The sequence below is a fragment of the Blattabacterium cuenoti genome, from assembly GCF_014252455.1.
GTDB lineage: Bacteria > Bacteroidota > Bacteroidia > Flavobacteriales > Blattabacteriaceae > Blattabacterium > Blattabacterium cuenoti_R.
Map to the genome: position 1 here is coordinate 507719 of NZ_CP060245.1, position 15880 is coordinate 523598.

The 15880-nt window shown below is 21.6% G+C and carries 15 protein-coding genes; 9 read left to right on the forward strand and 6 right to left on the reverse strand.

All coding sequences use genetic code 11. From position 1 onward, the window contains the following. Positions 1–4: 4 nt before the first annotated feature. Genes H0H56_RS02505 through rpoN form a run of 3 tightly spaced genes read left to right on the forward strand, consistent with a single transcriptional unit; the run spans position 5 to position 3436 of the window. Positions 5–559 carry a ribosome-recycling factor gene (locus H0H56_RS02505; protein WP_185873769.1) on the forward strand — a complete coding sequence of 185 codons (555 nt, stop codon included), beginning with the start codon at positions 5–7 and terminating at the stop codon, positions 557–559. A gap of 12 nt (positions 560–571) precedes the next feature. Continuing rightward, complete coding sequence (asnS, locus tag H0H56_RS02510) at positions 572–1987, forward strand: asparagine--tRNA ligase (protein ID WP_185873770.1); 1416 nt, start codon at positions 572–574, stop codon at positions 1985–1987. A 3-nt stretch (positions 1988–1990) separates the two neighbouring features. Then, complete coding sequence (gene rpoN / locus H0H56_RS02515) at positions 1991–3436, forward strand: RNA polymerase factor sigma-54 (RefSeq protein WP_185873771.1); 1446 nt, start codon at positions 1991–1993, stop codon at positions 3434–3436. 2 nt (positions 3437–3438) lie between these two features. Here the strand turns inward: rpoN and H0H56_RS02520 are convergent, their stop codons facing one another. Genes H0H56_RS02520 through H0H56_RS02545 form a run of 6 tightly spaced genes read right to left on the reverse strand, consistent with a single transcriptional unit; the run spans position 3439 to position 10190 of the window. Continuing rightward, a complete protein-coding gene (locus tag H0H56_RS02520) occupies positions 3439–4791 on the reverse strand; it encodes an aldehyde dehydrogenase family protein (protein WP_185873772.1) in 1353 nt (450 codons plus the stop codon). Between the two features lie 5 nt (positions 4792–4796). Further along, the gene (locus H0H56_RS02525; RefSeq protein WP_185873773.1) at positions 4797–5237 is read right to left on the reverse strand and encodes a SufE family protein; all 441 of its coding nucleotides are present in this window, start codon (positions 5235–5237) and stop codon (positions 4797–4799) included. 21 nt (positions 5238–5258) lie between these two features. After that, entirely contained in the window at positions 5259–7559 is a 2301-nt protein-coding gene (gene metE / locus H0H56_RS02530; RefSeq protein ID WP_185873774.1) for a 5-methyltetrahydropteroyltriglutamate--homocysteine S-methyltransferase, read from the reverse strand. Between the two features lie 37 nt (positions 7560–7596). Next, complete coding sequence (locus tag H0H56_RS02535) at positions 7597–8817, reverse strand: putative sugar nucleotidyl transferase (protein ID WP_185873775.1); 1221 nt, start codon at positions 8815–8817, stop codon at positions 7597–7599. 9 nt (positions 8818–8826) lie between these two features. Further along, positions 8827–9084, reverse strand: a complete 258-nt coding sequence (locus H0H56_RS02540; RefSeq protein WP_185873776.1) for a type B 50S ribosomal protein L31 — start codon at positions 9082–9084, stop codon at positions 8827–8829. A gap of 11 nt (positions 9085–9095) precedes the next feature. Further along, complete coding sequence (locus H0H56_RS02545; protein WP_185873777.1) at positions 9096–10190, reverse strand: 3-oxoacyl-ACP synthase III family protein; 1095 nt, start codon at positions 10188–10190, stop codon at positions 9096–9098. A 69-nt stretch (positions 10191–10259) separates the two neighbouring features. Between H0H56_RS02545 and H0H56_RS03085 the strand changes: the two genes are divergently transcribed. Genes H0H56_RS03085 through H0H56_RS02570 form a run of 6 tightly spaced genes read left to right on the forward strand, consistent with a single transcriptional unit; the run spans position 10260 to position 15874 of the window. Then, complete coding sequence (locus tag H0H56_RS03085; RefSeq protein ID WP_262889306.1) at positions 10260–10433, forward strand: class I SAM-dependent methyltransferase; 174 nt, start codon at positions 10260–10262, stop codon at positions 10431–10433. A 29-nt stretch (positions 10434–10462) separates the two neighbouring features. Next, on the forward strand, positions 10463–10981 hold the full coding sequence (locus H0H56_RS02550) for a ubiquinone/menaquinone biosynthesis methyltransferase (RefSeq protein WP_262889310.1): 519 nt from the start codon (positions 10463–10465) through the stop codon (positions 10979–10981). A gap of 15 nt (positions 10982–10996) precedes the next feature. Beyond that, positions 10997–12502, forward strand: coding sequence for a GH3 auxin-responsive promoter family protein (locus tag H0H56_RS02555; RefSeq protein WP_185873778.1), 1506 nt, complete (start codon positions 10997–10999; stop codon positions 12500–12502). Between the two features lie 47 nt (positions 12503–12549). Then, complete coding sequence (rpsO, locus tag H0H56_RS02560; RefSeq protein ID WP_185873779.1) at positions 12550–12819, forward strand: 30S ribosomal protein S15; 270 nt, start codon at positions 12550–12552, stop codon at positions 12817–12819. Positions 12820–12872: 53 nt separating this feature from the next. Further along, positions 12873–14993, forward strand: coding sequence for a polyribonucleotide nucleotidyltransferase (pnp, locus tag H0H56_RS02565; RefSeq protein WP_185873780.1), 2121 nt, complete (start codon positions 12873–12875; stop codon positions 14991–14993). Positions 14994–15010: 17 nt separating this feature from the next. Next, positions 15011–15874, forward strand: a complete 864-nt coding sequence (locus tag H0H56_RS02570) for a sigma-70 family RNA polymerase sigma factor (protein WP_185873781.1) — start codon at positions 15011–15013, stop codon at positions 15872–15874. Positions 15875–15880: the final 6 nt, after the last annotated feature.

Sequence of the window (15880 nt, forward strand, 5' to 3'; positions counted from 1 at the left end):
ATATATGGATGAATTAAATAAAATTTTTTTTTCTTGTAAAGAAGATATGAAAAAAATTTTTAAAAATTTTCAAAAAGATCTTCATTATCTTCGATTAGGAAGTAATTCTATTCTTCCTATTTTAGAAAAAATTAAAGTAAAATGTTATGATTCTTTTTTTCCTTTAATTGAATTAGCAAATATTTCTATTATAGACAATATGAATTTAAATATTCATCCTTGGGATCGTTCTATCATATCACATATAGATAAAGCTATCATAAATGAAAATTTAGGTTTTATTCCAACTAATAAAGGAGAATATCTACATATTAATCTTCCCATTATAACAGAAGAAGGAAGAAAAAATTTAATAAAAAAAATTAAATTAATAACAGAAAAAACTAAAATTTTTATTAGAAATAAACGAAAAAAAAATAATCAATACATAAAAAAATTAAAAATATCCGAAGATTTATCTAAAAAAGGAGAAAATTATATACAAAAAATTACCAATAATTATATTAAAAATATTGATATTTTTTTTCTTCTTAAAAAAAAAGAAATATTAAAAATATAAAAATATTCATTTATGATTAAAAAATATTCAATTAAAAAATTATTGGATAATGGAAAATTTTTTTTAAAGAAAAAAGTTGTAGTAGAAGGATGGATTCGTTCTGTACGTCATTCTATTTTTATTACATTAAATGATGGATCTTCTATTAGAAATCTTCAAATAATTTTACCTAAAAATTTAGAAAAAAATTTTAAAAAAAAAATAAATATTGGAGCTTCTGTTAGAATTATAGGAATAATTAAGGAAAGTATAGGTAAACAACAATTAATAGAATTAAAATCTTCATATATCAATATATATGGAACTGTAGATAAAGAAAAATTTCAAAAATCTATTTTACAACCAAAAACACATAGTTTAGAAAAAATTAGAAAACAAGCACATTTGCGTTTTCGTACAAATTTCTTTAGTTGTATTCTGCGTATACGTCATTATATTGCTATTTCTATACATAAATATTTTCATAAAAATGGATTTTTTTATATTCATACTCCAATTATTACAACTTCTAATACTGAAGGATCAGGAGATATGTTTCAAGTAACTACTATGGATTTAAAAAATATTCCTAATCAAAAAAATATAAATTATTCAAAAGATTTTTTTAAATGTAAAACTTATCTTAGTGTATCTGGACAATTAGAAGCAGAAGCGGCTTCCCTTTCTTTAGGGAAAGTTTATACTTTTGGACCTGTATTCAGGGCAGAAAATTCTAATACATCACGACATTTATCTGAATTTTGGATGATAGAACCAGAAATGGCTTTTTATCATTTAGAAGAAAATATGAATTTAGCAGAAAATTTTTTAAAATTTATAATACAATATATTATTGATCATTGTAGAGAAGATCTCTTTTTTTTAAAAGAAAATATAAAAAAATGGAATCCAAAAATTCACAACACTTCTATTTTAGAAAAATTAGAATTTTTATTAAAAAAACCATTTCAAAGAATAAGTTATACTGAAGCTATAAATATTCTTCAAAAAACCAATAAGAAAAAATTTATTAATCCAATTATTTGGGGGATGGATTTACAATCAGAACATGAACAATTTTTAGTAAATCATTATTTTAAATATCCTGTTATTATTTTTGATTATCCTTCTTGTATTAAAGCTTTTTATATGAGAATGAACAGTGATGGAAAAACAGTTAGAGCTATGGACGTCTTATTTCCAGAAATAGGAGAAATTATTGGAGGATCTCAAAGGGAAGAACGTTATGATTTTTTATTAAAAAGAATAAAAGAAACAAATTTAGATGATAAACTACTTTGGTGGTATTTAGATACTCGTCGTTTTGGTACTGTTCCTCATAGTGGATTTGGATTAGGTTTTGATAGATTAGTTCAATTTATTACAGGAATGAAAAATATAAGAGATGTTATCCCTTTTCCAAGGACCCCAAATCATGCAGAATTTTAAAATATGTTAAAACAAAAATTATTACAAAAAGGACAATATAAACTTTCTCCTAATCAAATTAAATTAATGAAATTAGTACAATTATCTACTTTAGATTTTGAAGAACAAATAAAACAAGAATTAGAAGAAAATCCAGTTTTAGAAGAAATAAAAGAAGATGATTTTACTATTATTGATAATAATACAACAACATATAATATAGATTTAAATTCTTCAGAAAAAAAAAATAAAATTAATATTGATGAATATTTTAATGATTATAAAATTTTTAATTTTAAAAATAAAAAAAATTATAATATAAATGAAGAAAAATCTATTTCCATCATTTCAGGTATTTCTTTTCAAGAATATTTAAAAAATCAATTACACACATTTCGTTTTTTAAAAAAAAAAGATTTATTAATCGCAGATTTTATATTAGGTTATATAGATGATAATGGTTATATTCGAAGAAAAATATCATCTATAGTAGATGATATTTATTTAATAATGGGAATATCTGTAACTGTAAAAAAAATTAAAAAATTACTTATAAATTATATACAAAAATTGGATCCTATAGGAATAGGAGCTAGTAATCTACAAGAATGTCTTTTAATACAATTACAAAATAAAAAAAAAACAAAAGATATTATTTTAGCTAAAAATATTATTCAAAATTATTTTGAATTTTTTGTAAAAAAAAATTACCAAAAATTGCAAACTAAATTAGTAATAAATAAAAAAAATTTACGAAAATCTATCAATGAAATAGAAAAATTAAATCCAAAACCAGGTAAAATTTATTCTGGAAATTCTATAAATTTAGAATATATCATTCCAGATTTTACTATCAATATTATTGATGGAAAATTAAATTTATTTCTAAATAATAGAAACTCTCCAAAATTAAAAATTTCTTCTTTATATATAAAAATGTTAAAATTTTATAAAAAAAATATTAAAAAAAATGTCAATATAATTCGTTTTTTAGAAAAAAAAATAGATTCAGCTAAATGGTTAGTCGATGCTATCAAAAAACGTAAAAATACATTAATGTTGACAATGAATGCAATTATGAATTATCAAAAAGAATATTTTTTAACTGGAGATACATATAAGATAAAACCTATGATTTTAAAAAATATATCTAAAAAAATTGGAGTAGGAATATCTACAGTTTCTCGTGTAGCTAATAGTAAATATATAAATACACCATATGGTACTTTTTTAATTAAAAGTTTTTTTTCTGAAAAAATAATTAATAAAAAAGGAAAAGAAATATCATCAATTAAAATTAAAAAATTTTTAAAAGAATATATAAATAAAGAAAATAAAAAAAACCCACTTACTGATGAAAAATTATCAAAAATTTTACAAAAAAAAGGTTATTCTATCGCTAGAAGAACAATTTCTAAATATAGAGATCAAATGAAAATACCTATTTCAAAAATGAGAAAAATTATTTAGATTTATTTCATAATAATTGTTTTACAATTAGAAAATTCTGATATAGATGAAATAGTAAGTTCTCTGCCGTATCCAGATTTTTTAATTCCTCCAAAAGGAAAACGAGGATCAGATTTGACCATTTCATTAATAAAAACCATTCCAGTATTTATTTCTTGAGATAAAATTTCCGCTTTTTTTAAATCTTGAGTCCAAATAGAAGCTCCTAATCCATAATCAGTAGCATTTATCATAGGAATAATTTCTTTTTCATTATAAAATGTATAAATTAATCCTATTGGTCCAAATATTTCTTCTTCTTTGAATAAAGAAAAATCCTCTATCTTTAATAAAGATGGAGAAAAAAAATTTTTATCTCTTGTTATTTCTAAACATATTTTACCTCCATGTAAAAGAATATTTTTATATTGTTTATGTAATTTTTCCGATAAATCTATACGAGATATATAACCTATTTTAGTATATATATCATATAAATCTCCTTTTTTATATTTTTTCATTTCTTGTATCACAAGATCTATAAAATCATCTACAATAGTATGATCTATTATAAATCGTTTAGCAGAAATACATGTTTGTCCAGTATTATTTAATCTAGATTCTGTCGCTATTTTTGCTATTTTTTCTATATTTTTTACATCTTTAAGAACAACAAAAGCATCATTACCACCTAATTCTAAAACAGATTTTTTAATATATTTTCCAGATAAAGATCCTACAGAACTTCCAGAAAAATGACTTCCTGTAAAACTTACTCCTTGTATAATATCATTAGCTATTAATAATTCTATTTTAGGAATATCAATTAAACAAACTTGAAAAATTCCTTCTGAAAAACCAGCATCAATAAAAATTTTTTCTAAAATTAAAGAACATCCTGCAGTGTTCATAGAAGGTTTAATAATAATAACATTTCCTAATAAAATATTAGGAATAGAAAATCTAATAATTTGCCAAATAGGATAATTCCATGGCATAATTCCTAATATAACTCCGATAGGATCAAATTTAATATAAGATTTTTTATATTCAGTAGGTATTTTTTTTAAAAAAATAGATTTTTTTAAAAAAGAATAATATTGACATAAATTAATACTTTTATTAATTTCTAAATATGATTGATTAATAGGTTTTCCCATTTCTTGGGTAATTAAATAAGCGATAATCTCTATTAGATTTTTCATTTTATATGATAATCTATTAACAAATTTTACTTTTTCTTCAAAAGAAACATTTTTCCATTTTTTATACGCTTGATGACCTATCAATAGCTTATTATTAATTTCATTATCTTTAATAAAAGAATAAGTTTTTAATACATTATTATCAACAGGATTAATGGTTTTAAATATCATATATTCTAATTTTTTTTATTTTTAATAGAAAGTAATTCATTAAAAGCTATTGCATATAATTTAATTTTTTTTAAAAATAAAAAAATTCCATTAGCACGATTAGGGGATAAAAATGTTTTCAATCCTATTTCAGAAATATAATTGTCATTAGATGAAATAATTTCAAAAGGAAAATGACCAGAATAGACACTAATCATTAGAGCCACCATCCCTTTAGGTAATAAAGCATCACTATCTGCATCGAAAAAAATACGTTTTCCTATTAATTTAGCTTCTAACCAAACTTTAGATTGACATCCATAAATTAATTTATCTTTTGATCTAAATTTATCTGATTTTTTTTTTAAATTTTTTCCTAAATATATGATATATTCATATTTTTCTTCCCAATTATTAAAAAGAAAAAATTTTTTTTTTATCCATTCTTTTTGATTTTTTAACGTCATTTTAAAAAATTTACAAAAATTTTATTTTTTTAATTGTTCTCTAGCTATTTTTGCTGCTTTTGTCATATTTATAAGTGATTTTATGACTTCATTCCATTTTCTAGTTTTTAATCCACAATCTGGATTAATCCAAATATTACGAATTGGAAATTTATTAGTAACTTTTAAAATTAAATCTAATATTTCTTTTACAGAAGGAATTCTTGGAGAATGAATATCATATACTCCTGGACCAATTTCATTAGGATAAGAAAAATCTGAAAAAGCATTTAATAATTCCATTTTTGATCTAGATGTTTCTATAGTAATAACATCTGCATCTAAATCTGATATATATTCTATAATATCATTAAATTCACTATAACACATATGTGTATGAATTTGAGTTTCATCTTTTACTATACTAGAAGCTAAACGAAAAGCTTTAATAGACCAATTAAAATAAGATTTCCATTTTTTTCTTTTTAAAGGCAACCCTTCTCTTAAAGCAGGTTCATCTATTTGAATAATTTTAATTCCAGAATTTTCTAAAGATTTAACTTCTTCTCTAATAGCAAAAGCAATTTGATACGCTGTATGATAAATCGGTTGATCATCTCTAACAAAAGACCATTTTAAAATAGTAACTGGCCCTGTTAACATTCCTTTCATTAATTTTTTTGTATTTTTTTGAGCAAAATTTATCCATTGAACAGTCATATCTCCATTTCTACTAATATCTCCATAAATAATAGGAGGTTTTACACAACGACTTCCATAACTTTGGACCCATCCATTATCTGTAGAAAGACATCCTTTTAATTTTTCTGAAAAAAATTCCACCATATCATTTCTTTCAAATTCTCCATGTACTAATACATCTAAATTTATTTTTTCTTGTTTTCGAATAACATCAATAATAAATTTTTTTAGTTGATTGTCATATTCTTTTTGACTTATTTTTTTAATTTTTAATTTTTTACGTAAAGAACGTATTTCTGATGTTTGAGGAAAAGAACCAATAGTCGTTGTAGGTAATATTGGTAATTGAAAATTTTTATGTTGTTTAATTTTACGAATATTAAAAGAATTTTTTCTTTTTATATTATTATTTATATCTATATTTTTAATTTTATCTTGTATTTTTTTATCATGAATCAAAAAAGATTTTTTTGTTTTTTCTAAAATTTTGAAATTTTTCAATAAAATATTTTTATTTCCTTTTATAATATTATATAAATCATTTAATTCATCAATTTTTTGTCTTGCAAAAGACATTTTATTTTTTATATCTTTATGTATATTAATTTCATAATTTAAATCTAAAGGAACATGTAATAAAGAACAATTTGGTGCAATCATAACTCTTTGTTCTCCTAATATTTTTATAGTTTTATCAATTTTTTTAATTGAATAAACATAATTATTTTTCCAAATATTTCTTCCATCTATTATTCCTAAAGACAAAATTATTTTTTTTTCTTTTAAAAAATTTAATACAATATCTAATTGATCAGGATCTTCTATAAGATCAATATGTAAAGCTTTTATATCAATATCTTTCAAAAGATAAAGATTTTCAGAAATATCATCAAAATAAGATGTTATTAAAATATTAATATTAGAAGAACATTCTTGAGTAATTATTTTATATCCATATTGAAAAGCTTCTATTTCTTTTTGAGATAAATCTAAACCTAAAATAGGTTCATCTAATTGAATCCATTTAGCTCCTTGAAAAATTAATTTTTTAATAATCTTTACATAAATAGGAATAATATTTTCAATTAAATCCATTCTATGAAAAGTTTTTTTATTTTCTTTTCCTAAAAAAAGATAAGATACAGGTCCAATTAAAACAGGTTTAGGTTGTTTTTTTATATTTTTTTTAATTTCTTCAAATTCATTAAATATTTTTTTATAAAAAATAAAAAAATTTTGGTTTTTTTTAAATTCTGGAACTATATAATGATAATTAGTATTAAACCATTTTGTCATTTCCATAGCTTTAATATCCAATCCATTTTTTTGAATTCCTCTAGCCATAGAAAAATATAAATCAATTTTATTATTATGATGGATAATAGGGTTTTCTAAATACCATTTTGGAATTACTCCTAATAAGAAAGACATATCTAATACATGATCATAAAAACTAAAATCATTGCATGGAATTAAATCTAAACCACATTTTTCTTGTATATTCCAATTTTTTTGTCGTATATTTTTACCAATATCAAATAATTGTTTACAATCTATCTTATTATTCCAATAATTTTCACAAGCTTTTTTTAACTCTCTTTTTATTCCTATACGAGGATAACCTAAATTATGTTTCAGCATATAATCATTTTTTTAAAAATACATTAATCATCTATAATTAAATATTAACAAACGAAGTGATATCATCCATTAAATAATATAAATATTCTAAAATATCTTTATCTAAAAAAGAAAAAAAAACATTTCTTCTCTTCATCATTATTTCAGCTGTATCACAAACTTTTTGAAAAGAAATTACTTTTTTATTTTGTATTCCTCCAAAGGAAAAAGAAGGAATATATCTGGGAGGAAATCCATATCCGAAAATATTTGTATTTACTCCTACAATTGTAGCTGTATTAAATTGAGTATTTATAGAAGATTTTGAATAATCACCCATTATTATACCAAAAAATTGGATATCAATAGGAAAAAAATCTTTTTTTTCATAATTCCAAACTGTCACTTTAGAATAATCATTTCTTAAATTAGAAATATTCGTTCCAGCACCTATATTACACCATTCTCCTAAAATAGTATTTCCTAAAAAACCATCATGAGCTTTATTAGAATAAGAAAATATAACAGAATTTTTTATTTCTCCTCCAACTTTACAAAATGGACCAATAGTAGTAGATCCATATATTTTAGTCCCCATATTTAATATAGATTTTTTACATATAGCTACAGGACCTCTAATCATAGATCCTTCCATTATTTTAACTCCTTTTTCAATATATATTGGTCCAATTTTAGCATTTAATACAATATTTTCTGCATAAATATTTTCCTCTAAAAAAATTTTTTCTTTATAAAGAAGATGATTATTCCCAAATACATTAAAAGAACTTTTTCCTTTTGTTAAAATAGTATAATCTTGTTTTAATACACTTTCATTATTTATAAATATATCCCATGGATATTGAATATAAATAACTTTATTAATATGATATATTTTTTTATATTTTTTAATTTTTTGAAAATTTTTTTTATAATAAAAATAAGACAATTTAATTGCTATCATTTTTTCTTTAAAAAAAATCGCTTCATTTTCTTTTAAATCAAATATTACCTGAATTAATTTTTTATTTGGAATAAAAGAAGAATTAATAAATAATATATTTTTTAATATATCTTTTTTTTTTAAATCTAAACCAAAAGAATATTTTTTTGAAAGAAATTTTTTTGTATAAATTAAAGCTTTACCACCCATATATTTTTCCCATCTTTCTCTTATAGTAAATATACCTAAACGTATTTCCGATATAGGTCTAGTAAATGTTATAGGAAGTAAATTTTTCCACTCTATATTTCCATCATATAATATAAAATAATCCATAGAAAATTTTTAATTTAATTTTTTATATTTCTCATATTTTTTTTTAAATTTTTCTGCTGGACCAGTTTTAACTATAAATTTTTTTTCTCCAGTAAAAAAAGGATGTGAATAACTAGATATTTCCATTTTATATAATGGATAATTAATTCCTTTAATTTTAATAGTATTTTTAGTATTTACAGTTGATCTACTGATAAAAAATTTATCATTATTAATATCTTTAAAAACAACTTTTCTATAATTTTTAGGGTGTATATTTTTTTTCATATTTTTTTTTATTAAAATTTTGTAGGAAATCGATAAATCATTCCATTAATATTCATTCCGGCTCCTAATGAAACCATTAATATAATATCTCCAGGATGAATTTCATGAGGTAACATTTTTTTTTTAAGAATTAAATCTAATAAAGTAGGAACAGTTGCTACAGATGAATTTCCAAATTTTTGAATAGTCATTGGCATTAAATTTTTACAAAATTCTTTATTATATGAATAATTATACAATTTCAATAATCTTTTTAAAATAGCATAATCCATTTTTGCATTAGCTTGATGAATAAGAATTTTTTCAATATTTTTGATATGTAAATTTTCATGATCTAATATTTTTTTTAACATATGCGGAACTTCTGTTAAGGCATATTCATAAATACGTCTTCCATTCATTCTAATATTCAATAAAGATTTTTTATAACTAGGATTTAAAGATGGCCCATTTTTTAAATAATGTAATTCTTCATTATTATTACATTGTGAATCATAATGAATAATTCCATAATTATCTTTATAAATTTCAATCGCAGATAAAATAACAGCTCCAGCTCCATCTGAAAAAATCATAGAATTTCTATCATGAGGATCAATTACTTTAGACAAAGTTTCTGAACTAGTAATCAAAATATTTTTAGCATATTGAGATCTTATAAGTTGATCAGCTAATATCATTCCTTCGATTGATCCTGTACATCCAAAAATCATATCATATGGACGACATTTTTTATTTTTTATTTGAAGTTTATTTTTTACTCTAGCAGCGATAGATGGCATTAAATCAGATTGAAAAGATATAGGATGTATATCTCCATAATTATGAGCAGAAATAATATAATCTATTTTTTCTTTACAAATATTGGAATTTTTTAAAGCTATTTTAGCAGCTATAGTAGCAATATCTGAATTGAATAAATTATTACTAATATATCTTCTTTCTTTAATTTCTGTAATTTTTTGAAATTTTTTAATAATTTCTTCATTAGATTTGTCAATTTTTAATCCTTTTTTATTATAAAATGTATTTTTTAAAAAAAAATTACTTTTTATAATATTATTTGGTAAATAATGTCCAGTCCCTGTAATAATAGATCGAATCATTAGGTGTAAAAATAAAATTTTTTGAAAAAATCGTTTTTCTTAAGTAAATTATAAAAATATAATTAATTTATGAACAAATATCTTTTTTTTTCTGATGAAGAATTAATAAAAATGTTTGATAGTATTTCTTCTAAGTATGATTTTTTAAATCATATTTTATCTTTTGGAAGAGATATTTTTTGGAGAAAAAAAATGATAAAAATACTAACTCCATTTATTAAAAAAAAAAATCTATTATATTAGATTTAGCAACTGGTACTGGAGATTTAGCTATTTTACTTTCTCAAACATTTAATAATGTTAATGTAACAGGATTAGATCCATCTAAAAAAATGTTAAAAATTGCTAAAAATAAAATAAAAAATAATTTTTTAGAAAAAAAAATTAAAGTAATTATTGGAGATTCCCATTTTATTCCTTTTCAAAAAAACACTTTTGATATAGTCACTATTTCATTTGGACTAAGAAATTTTAAAAATATCCATCTTTCTTTAAAAGAAATTTATAAAATTCTTAAACCATTTGGAATCTTAGAAATTTTAGAATTTTCTAAACCTAAAAATTTTTTTATAAAAAAAATTTATCATTTTTATTCTAATTTTATTTTAACTAAAATAGGAAGTTTTTTTTCTAAAAATTATTTTGCTTATAAATATTTAAAAGAATCTATTAATTTTTTTTCTGAAAAAAAAATTCAAAAAATAATTATTAAAAATAAATTTCATCATATTCAAACAAAAAAATTAACATTTGGAATTGTTTCTATTTATTTATTTCAAAAAATTATTTAATTTTTATTAAAAAAAATGAAATATTTATCTGGATATTTAACATCTTCTTTTATCAGGAAAAGAATAAAAAAAATAGAATTTTTTATAAAAAATCCAATTGAAATCCAATATAAATTAATAAATCAATTAATTGATTATGCTAAAAATACAGAATTTGGAAAAAAATATAAATTTAATGATATTAAAAAATATCAACAATTTTCTGAAAGAATTCCATTATGCAAATATAATGATATAAAACAAACAATTAAAAGAATTCGTAAAGGAGAAAAAAATGTATTATGGCCAGGAAAAATTAAATGGTTTGCAAAATCTTCTGGAACTACTAATACAAAAAGTAAATATATTCCTATATCCTCGTTTTCTATGTATAAATGTCATTACAAAGCAGGAATGGATATGTTATCTATATATATTCATAATCATCCAAAAACTAAAATTTTTTTTGGTAAAGCTCTTCGTCTAGGTGGAAGTCATAAATTATATAAAAATTATAATACTTTTTATGGAGATTTATCTTCTATTTTAATAAAAAATTTACCATTTTGGGCTGAATATATTAGTATTCCTAAAAAAAAAATAGCGTTAATCAGTGAATGGGAAAAAAAATTAGAAACTTTAGTACAAGAAACAGCATATCAAGATGTTCGTATTTTATTAGGAGTTTGTTCTTGGTTATTAATATTTTTAAATAAATTATTAGATTTTTTCAAAAAAAAAAAAATTAATGAAATATGGCCGAATATAGAAGTTATATTTCATGGTGGGGTAAATTTTCAACCATATATTAAACAATATAATAATATATTTTCTTCTAAAATATATTATTATGATGTATATAGTGCATCAGAAGGTTTTTTTGCTGTACAAGATCAAAAAAATAAAGAAGACCTATTACTTTTATTAAATCATGGAATTTTTTATGAATTCATTCCCATGGAAGATTTTGATAATACGTCTCCAAAAGTTATTCCTATTGAAAAAGTTGAATTAAATAAAAATTATGCAATAGTAGTTTCTACTAATGCTGGATTATGGAGATATATAGTTGGAGATACTATTAGATTTACTAATCTATCTCCATATAGAATATATATATCCGGAAGAACGAATCATTATATTAATTCTTTTGGAGAAGAATTAATTATAGAAAATGCAGAAAAAGCATTAAAAAAAACTTGTATAAAAACTGATTCTATTATTCATGAATATACAGCTGGACCAATTTATATTAATAAAAAAAATTCTGGAGCTCATGAATGGATTATAGAATTTAAAAAACATCCAAAAAATTTAAAATATTTTAGAGATATTTTAGATAAAGAATTAAAATATTTAAATTCTGATTATGAAACTAAAAGACATAAAAACATGATTTTACTTCCTCCTGTAATAAAAGTTGCTAGAAATGGATTATTTTATGATTGGTTAAAAAAATATAAAAAATTAGGTGGACAAAATAAAGTCCCACGTTTATCCAATAATAGAAAATATCTCGATTCTATACTTAAAATAAAATAATTAAAAAAAATATTTTTAACTTTATTATAATCATCATAATACATGATATGTACTTAACTGTAGAAAAAAAAAAAGAAATATTTAAAACTCATGGAAAGTCTATTTTAGATACAGGGGGAACAAAAACTCAAATTGCTTTATTAACTTTTAAAATTAATCATTTAAGTATACATTTAAAAAATCATAAAAAAGACTTTAATACAGAAAGATCACTTATAAGAATGGTTGTAAAAAGAAAAAAATTATTAAAATATTTAAAAACAAAAAATATAAATCATTATACAAAATTAATCACTATTTTAGGATTAAGAAAATAATTATTATATAATATTTGATTTCTTTTTTTTTATATATATAAAATAAATTAAATATGTCAAATAGTATAAAAGAAATCATATCATTAGATAATAATCGTAATATTATTATAGAAACAGGACAATTAGCTAAACAAGCTGATGGATCTGCAATTGTTCGCGTTAATAATACTATTTTATTAGCAACTGTAGTAGTTTCTTCTAATGATAAAAAAAATGACATTGATTTTCTACCATTAACCGTAGATTATAGAGAAAAATATTCTGCAGGAGGAAAAATACCTGGTGGATTTATAAAAAGAGAAGGAAGACCTTCTAATGAAGAAATTTTAACAATGAGATTAGTAGATCGTGTTATAAGACCTACATTTTCAGAATTTTTTAGAAAAGAAATACAAATCATGATCTCTCTATTATCTTATGATAAAACTATTTTACCAGATGGACTAGCTGGTTTAGCAGCTTCTACAGCTTTATCTGTAGCAGGAGTTCCATTTAATGGTCCTATATCAGAAATTCGTATTATTCGTATAAATGGAAAATTTTTTATAAATCCTAATATAGATCAATTAGAACAATCAGATTTAGATTTAATAGTTGGTGCTTCAAATAACTCTATAATTATGATAGAAGGTGAAATGAAAGAAATAAAAGAAAATGAATTCATTAAAGCTATTCATATCGCTCATAAAGCTATAAAATATCAAATAGAAGCTCAAAAAAGATTAATACAAAAAATAAAACCTAAAAAATTTTTATTAGAGAAAATAAAAAATTCTATAGAACAAGAAACTATAAAAAAACAATTATTTTCTTACTCATATAAAAAAACTTATCAAAGTTATAAAAAATTTTTATCTAAAAAAAATAGATCTATTCAAGAATATTCAATATTAAATAATTTTAAAAACACATTATCTATAGATCAAAAAGATAATTATGAGATTTTTATTAATCAATGTTATGATGAAATAAAAAAAATAATCATTACCAATATGATTTTAGAAAAAGGAATTAGATTAGATAATAGAAAATTCGAACAAATTAGATCTATATCTAGTATAGTTAATTATCTTCCTGAAGTTCATGGTTCTGCTATATTTACTAGAGGAGAAACTCAATCTTTAACTACAGTAACATTAGGATCATCTTTAGACGCAAATAGAATTGATAATGTAATTATTGAAAATCAAGAAAAATTTTATCTTCATTATAATTTTCCTCCTTTTTCTACAGGTGAAATACGTCCAATAAGAGGTGTTTCTAGACGAGAAATAGGTCATGGTAATTTAGCACAAAGAGCATTAAAAAATGTTATTCCAGATAATAATCCATATACAATTCGTGTAGTCTCAGATATTTTAGAATCTAATGGGTCTTCTTCTATGGCAACTGTTTGTGCTGCTAGTTTAGCTTTAATGGATGCAGGAATAGCTATTAAAAATCCTGTTGCTGGTATTTCTATGGGTTTATTTATGAATAAAAAAAAAACAGTAATATTATCAGATATTATGGGAGATGAAGATCATTTTGGAGAATTAGATTTTAAAATAACAGGAACTAAATATGGAATAACAGCATGTCAAATGGATGTTAAAAAACCTATATTAACCTATGATCTTTTAAATACTATCTTAAAACAAGCTTTAAAAGGCCGTATTTTTATTTTAAATAAAATGTACAAAATATTACCTATTTATAGAAATAAATTAAAACCTAATGCTCCTAAAATATATACTTTACATATTCCAAAAAATTTTATAGGGTCTGTTATTGGACCAGGAGGAAAAGTTATTCAAGAAATACAATCTGAAACAGAAACTAATATAGTAATTGAAGAAAAAAATAATAAAGGAAATATTGAAATAATAGGAAAAAATATTAAAAAAATAAAAAAAGCTATTGATAGAATTAAAGAAATAACTTTTGTTCCTGAAATTGGAAAAATTTATAAAGCAAAAGTCAAATCTATAAAAGATTTTGGAGCATTTGTAGAAATATCTAAAGGAGTAGAAGGACTCTTACATATTTCTGAAATAAGATGGAAAAGATTAAATAAAATAGAAGAAGAATTAAATATAGGAGATATTATTGAAGTAAAATTTATGGGAATTGATATTAAAAATAAAAAAATGAAACTTTCTAGAAAAATACTATTACCTCGTCCAAACAAATGATTAAAAAATAAAATGACATGAGACAACTTAAAATTACTAAACAAGTAACCAATCGTGAATCTGAATCATTAGATAAATATCTTCATGAGATAGGTAAAATTCCATTATTAACTCCAGAAGAAGAAGTAAAATACGCTCGTAAAGCAAGAAAAGGAGATTCTAGTGCTGTAGATAAACTTGTTAATGCTAATTTACGTTTTGTCGTTTCTGTTGCAAAACAATATCAAAATCAAGGATTAAGTTTATGTGATTTAATTAATGAAGGAAATTTGGGTTTAATTAAGGGAATTTTACGTTTTGATGAAACAAGAGGATTTAAATGTATTTCTTATGTTGTTTGGTGGATTAGACAAGCTATTTTACAAGCAATAGCTGAACAATCACGTTCTATTCGTCAACCTACAAATAAATTAGCTTTATTAAATAAAATATTAAAAACTTTGTCTCTCTTAGAACAAAAACTTCAAAGGACACCATCTGCAAGAGAAATTTCAGAATATTTAAATATGAATGAAAAAGATGTCGAAGAATCTATAAAAAATTCAGGACGTCATATTTCAATGGATGCACCTTTAATAGAAGGAGAAGATTCTAATTTATATGACTTAGTCCGATCTGATGAATCTCCACGTCCAGATGAACATTTAGAAAAAGAATCTCTTCGTAAAGATATTAAACGTATTTTAGAAACTTTAAGTGAAAGAGAACGTCGTGTAATTATCTTACATTTTGGATTAAATGGATCCCCTCCAATGACATTAGAAGAAGTAGGACAATTTTGTGATTTAACTAGAGAACGTGTTAGACAAATTGAAAGTATCGCATTAAAAAGATTAAAACATTCTACTAGAAGTAAAATTCTTAAACCTTATTTAGGATAAAATAAA

Bases quoted from the DNA above. Each gene is read 5' to 3' on its own strand.
- H0H56_RS02505 (WP_185873769.1), top strand. From the start codon at position 5: ATGGATGAATTAAATAAAATTTTTTTTTCTTGTAAAGAAGATATGAAA.
- asnS (WP_185873770.1), top strand. From the start codon at position 572: ATGATTAAAAAATATTCAATTAAAAAATTATTGGATAATGGAAAATTT.
- rpoN (WP_185873771.1), top strand. From the start codon at position 1,991: ATGTTAAAACAAAAATTATTACAAAAAGGACAATATAAACTTTCTCCT.
- H0H56_RS02520 (WP_185873772.1), bottom strand. From the start codon at position 4,791: ATGATATTTAAAACCATTAATCCTGTTGATAATAATGTATTAAAAACT.
- H0H56_RS02525 (WP_185873773.1), bottom strand. From the start codon at position 5,237: ATGACGTTAAAAAATCAAAAAGAATGGATAAAAAAAAAATTTTTTCTT.
- metE (WP_185873774.1), bottom strand. From the start codon at position 7,559: ATGCTGAAACATAATTTAGGTTATCCTCGTATAGGAATAAAAAGAGAG.
- H0H56_RS02535 (WP_185873775.1), bottom strand. From the start codon at position 8,817: ATGGATTATTTTATATTATATGATGGAAATATAGAGTGGAAAAATTTA.
- H0H56_RS02540 (WP_185873776.1), bottom strand. From the start codon at position 9,084: ATGAAAAAAAATATACACCCTAAAAATTATAGAAAAGTTGTTTTTAAA.
- H0H56_RS02545 (WP_185873777.1), bottom strand. From the start codon at position 10,190: ATGATTCGATCTATTATTACAGGGACTGGACATTATTTACCAAATAAT.
- H0H56_RS03085 (WP_262889306.1), top strand. From the start codon at position 10,260: ATGAACAAATATCTTTTTTTTTCTGATGAAGAATTAATAAAAATGTTT.
- H0H56_RS02555 (WP_185873778.1), top strand. From the start codon at position 10,997: ATGAAATATTTATCTGGATATTTAACATCTTCTTTTATCAGGAAAAGA.
- rpsO (WP_185873779.1), top strand. From the start codon at position 12,550: ATGTACTTAACTGTAGAAAAAAAAAAAGAAATATTTAAAACTCATGGA.
- pnp (WP_185873780.1), top strand. From the start codon at position 12,873: ATGTCAAATAGTATAAAAGAAATCATATCATTAGATAATAATCGTAAT.
- H0H56_RS02570 (WP_185873781.1), top strand. From the start codon at position 15,011: ATGAGACAACTTAAAATTACTAAACAAGTAACCAATCGTGAATCTGAA.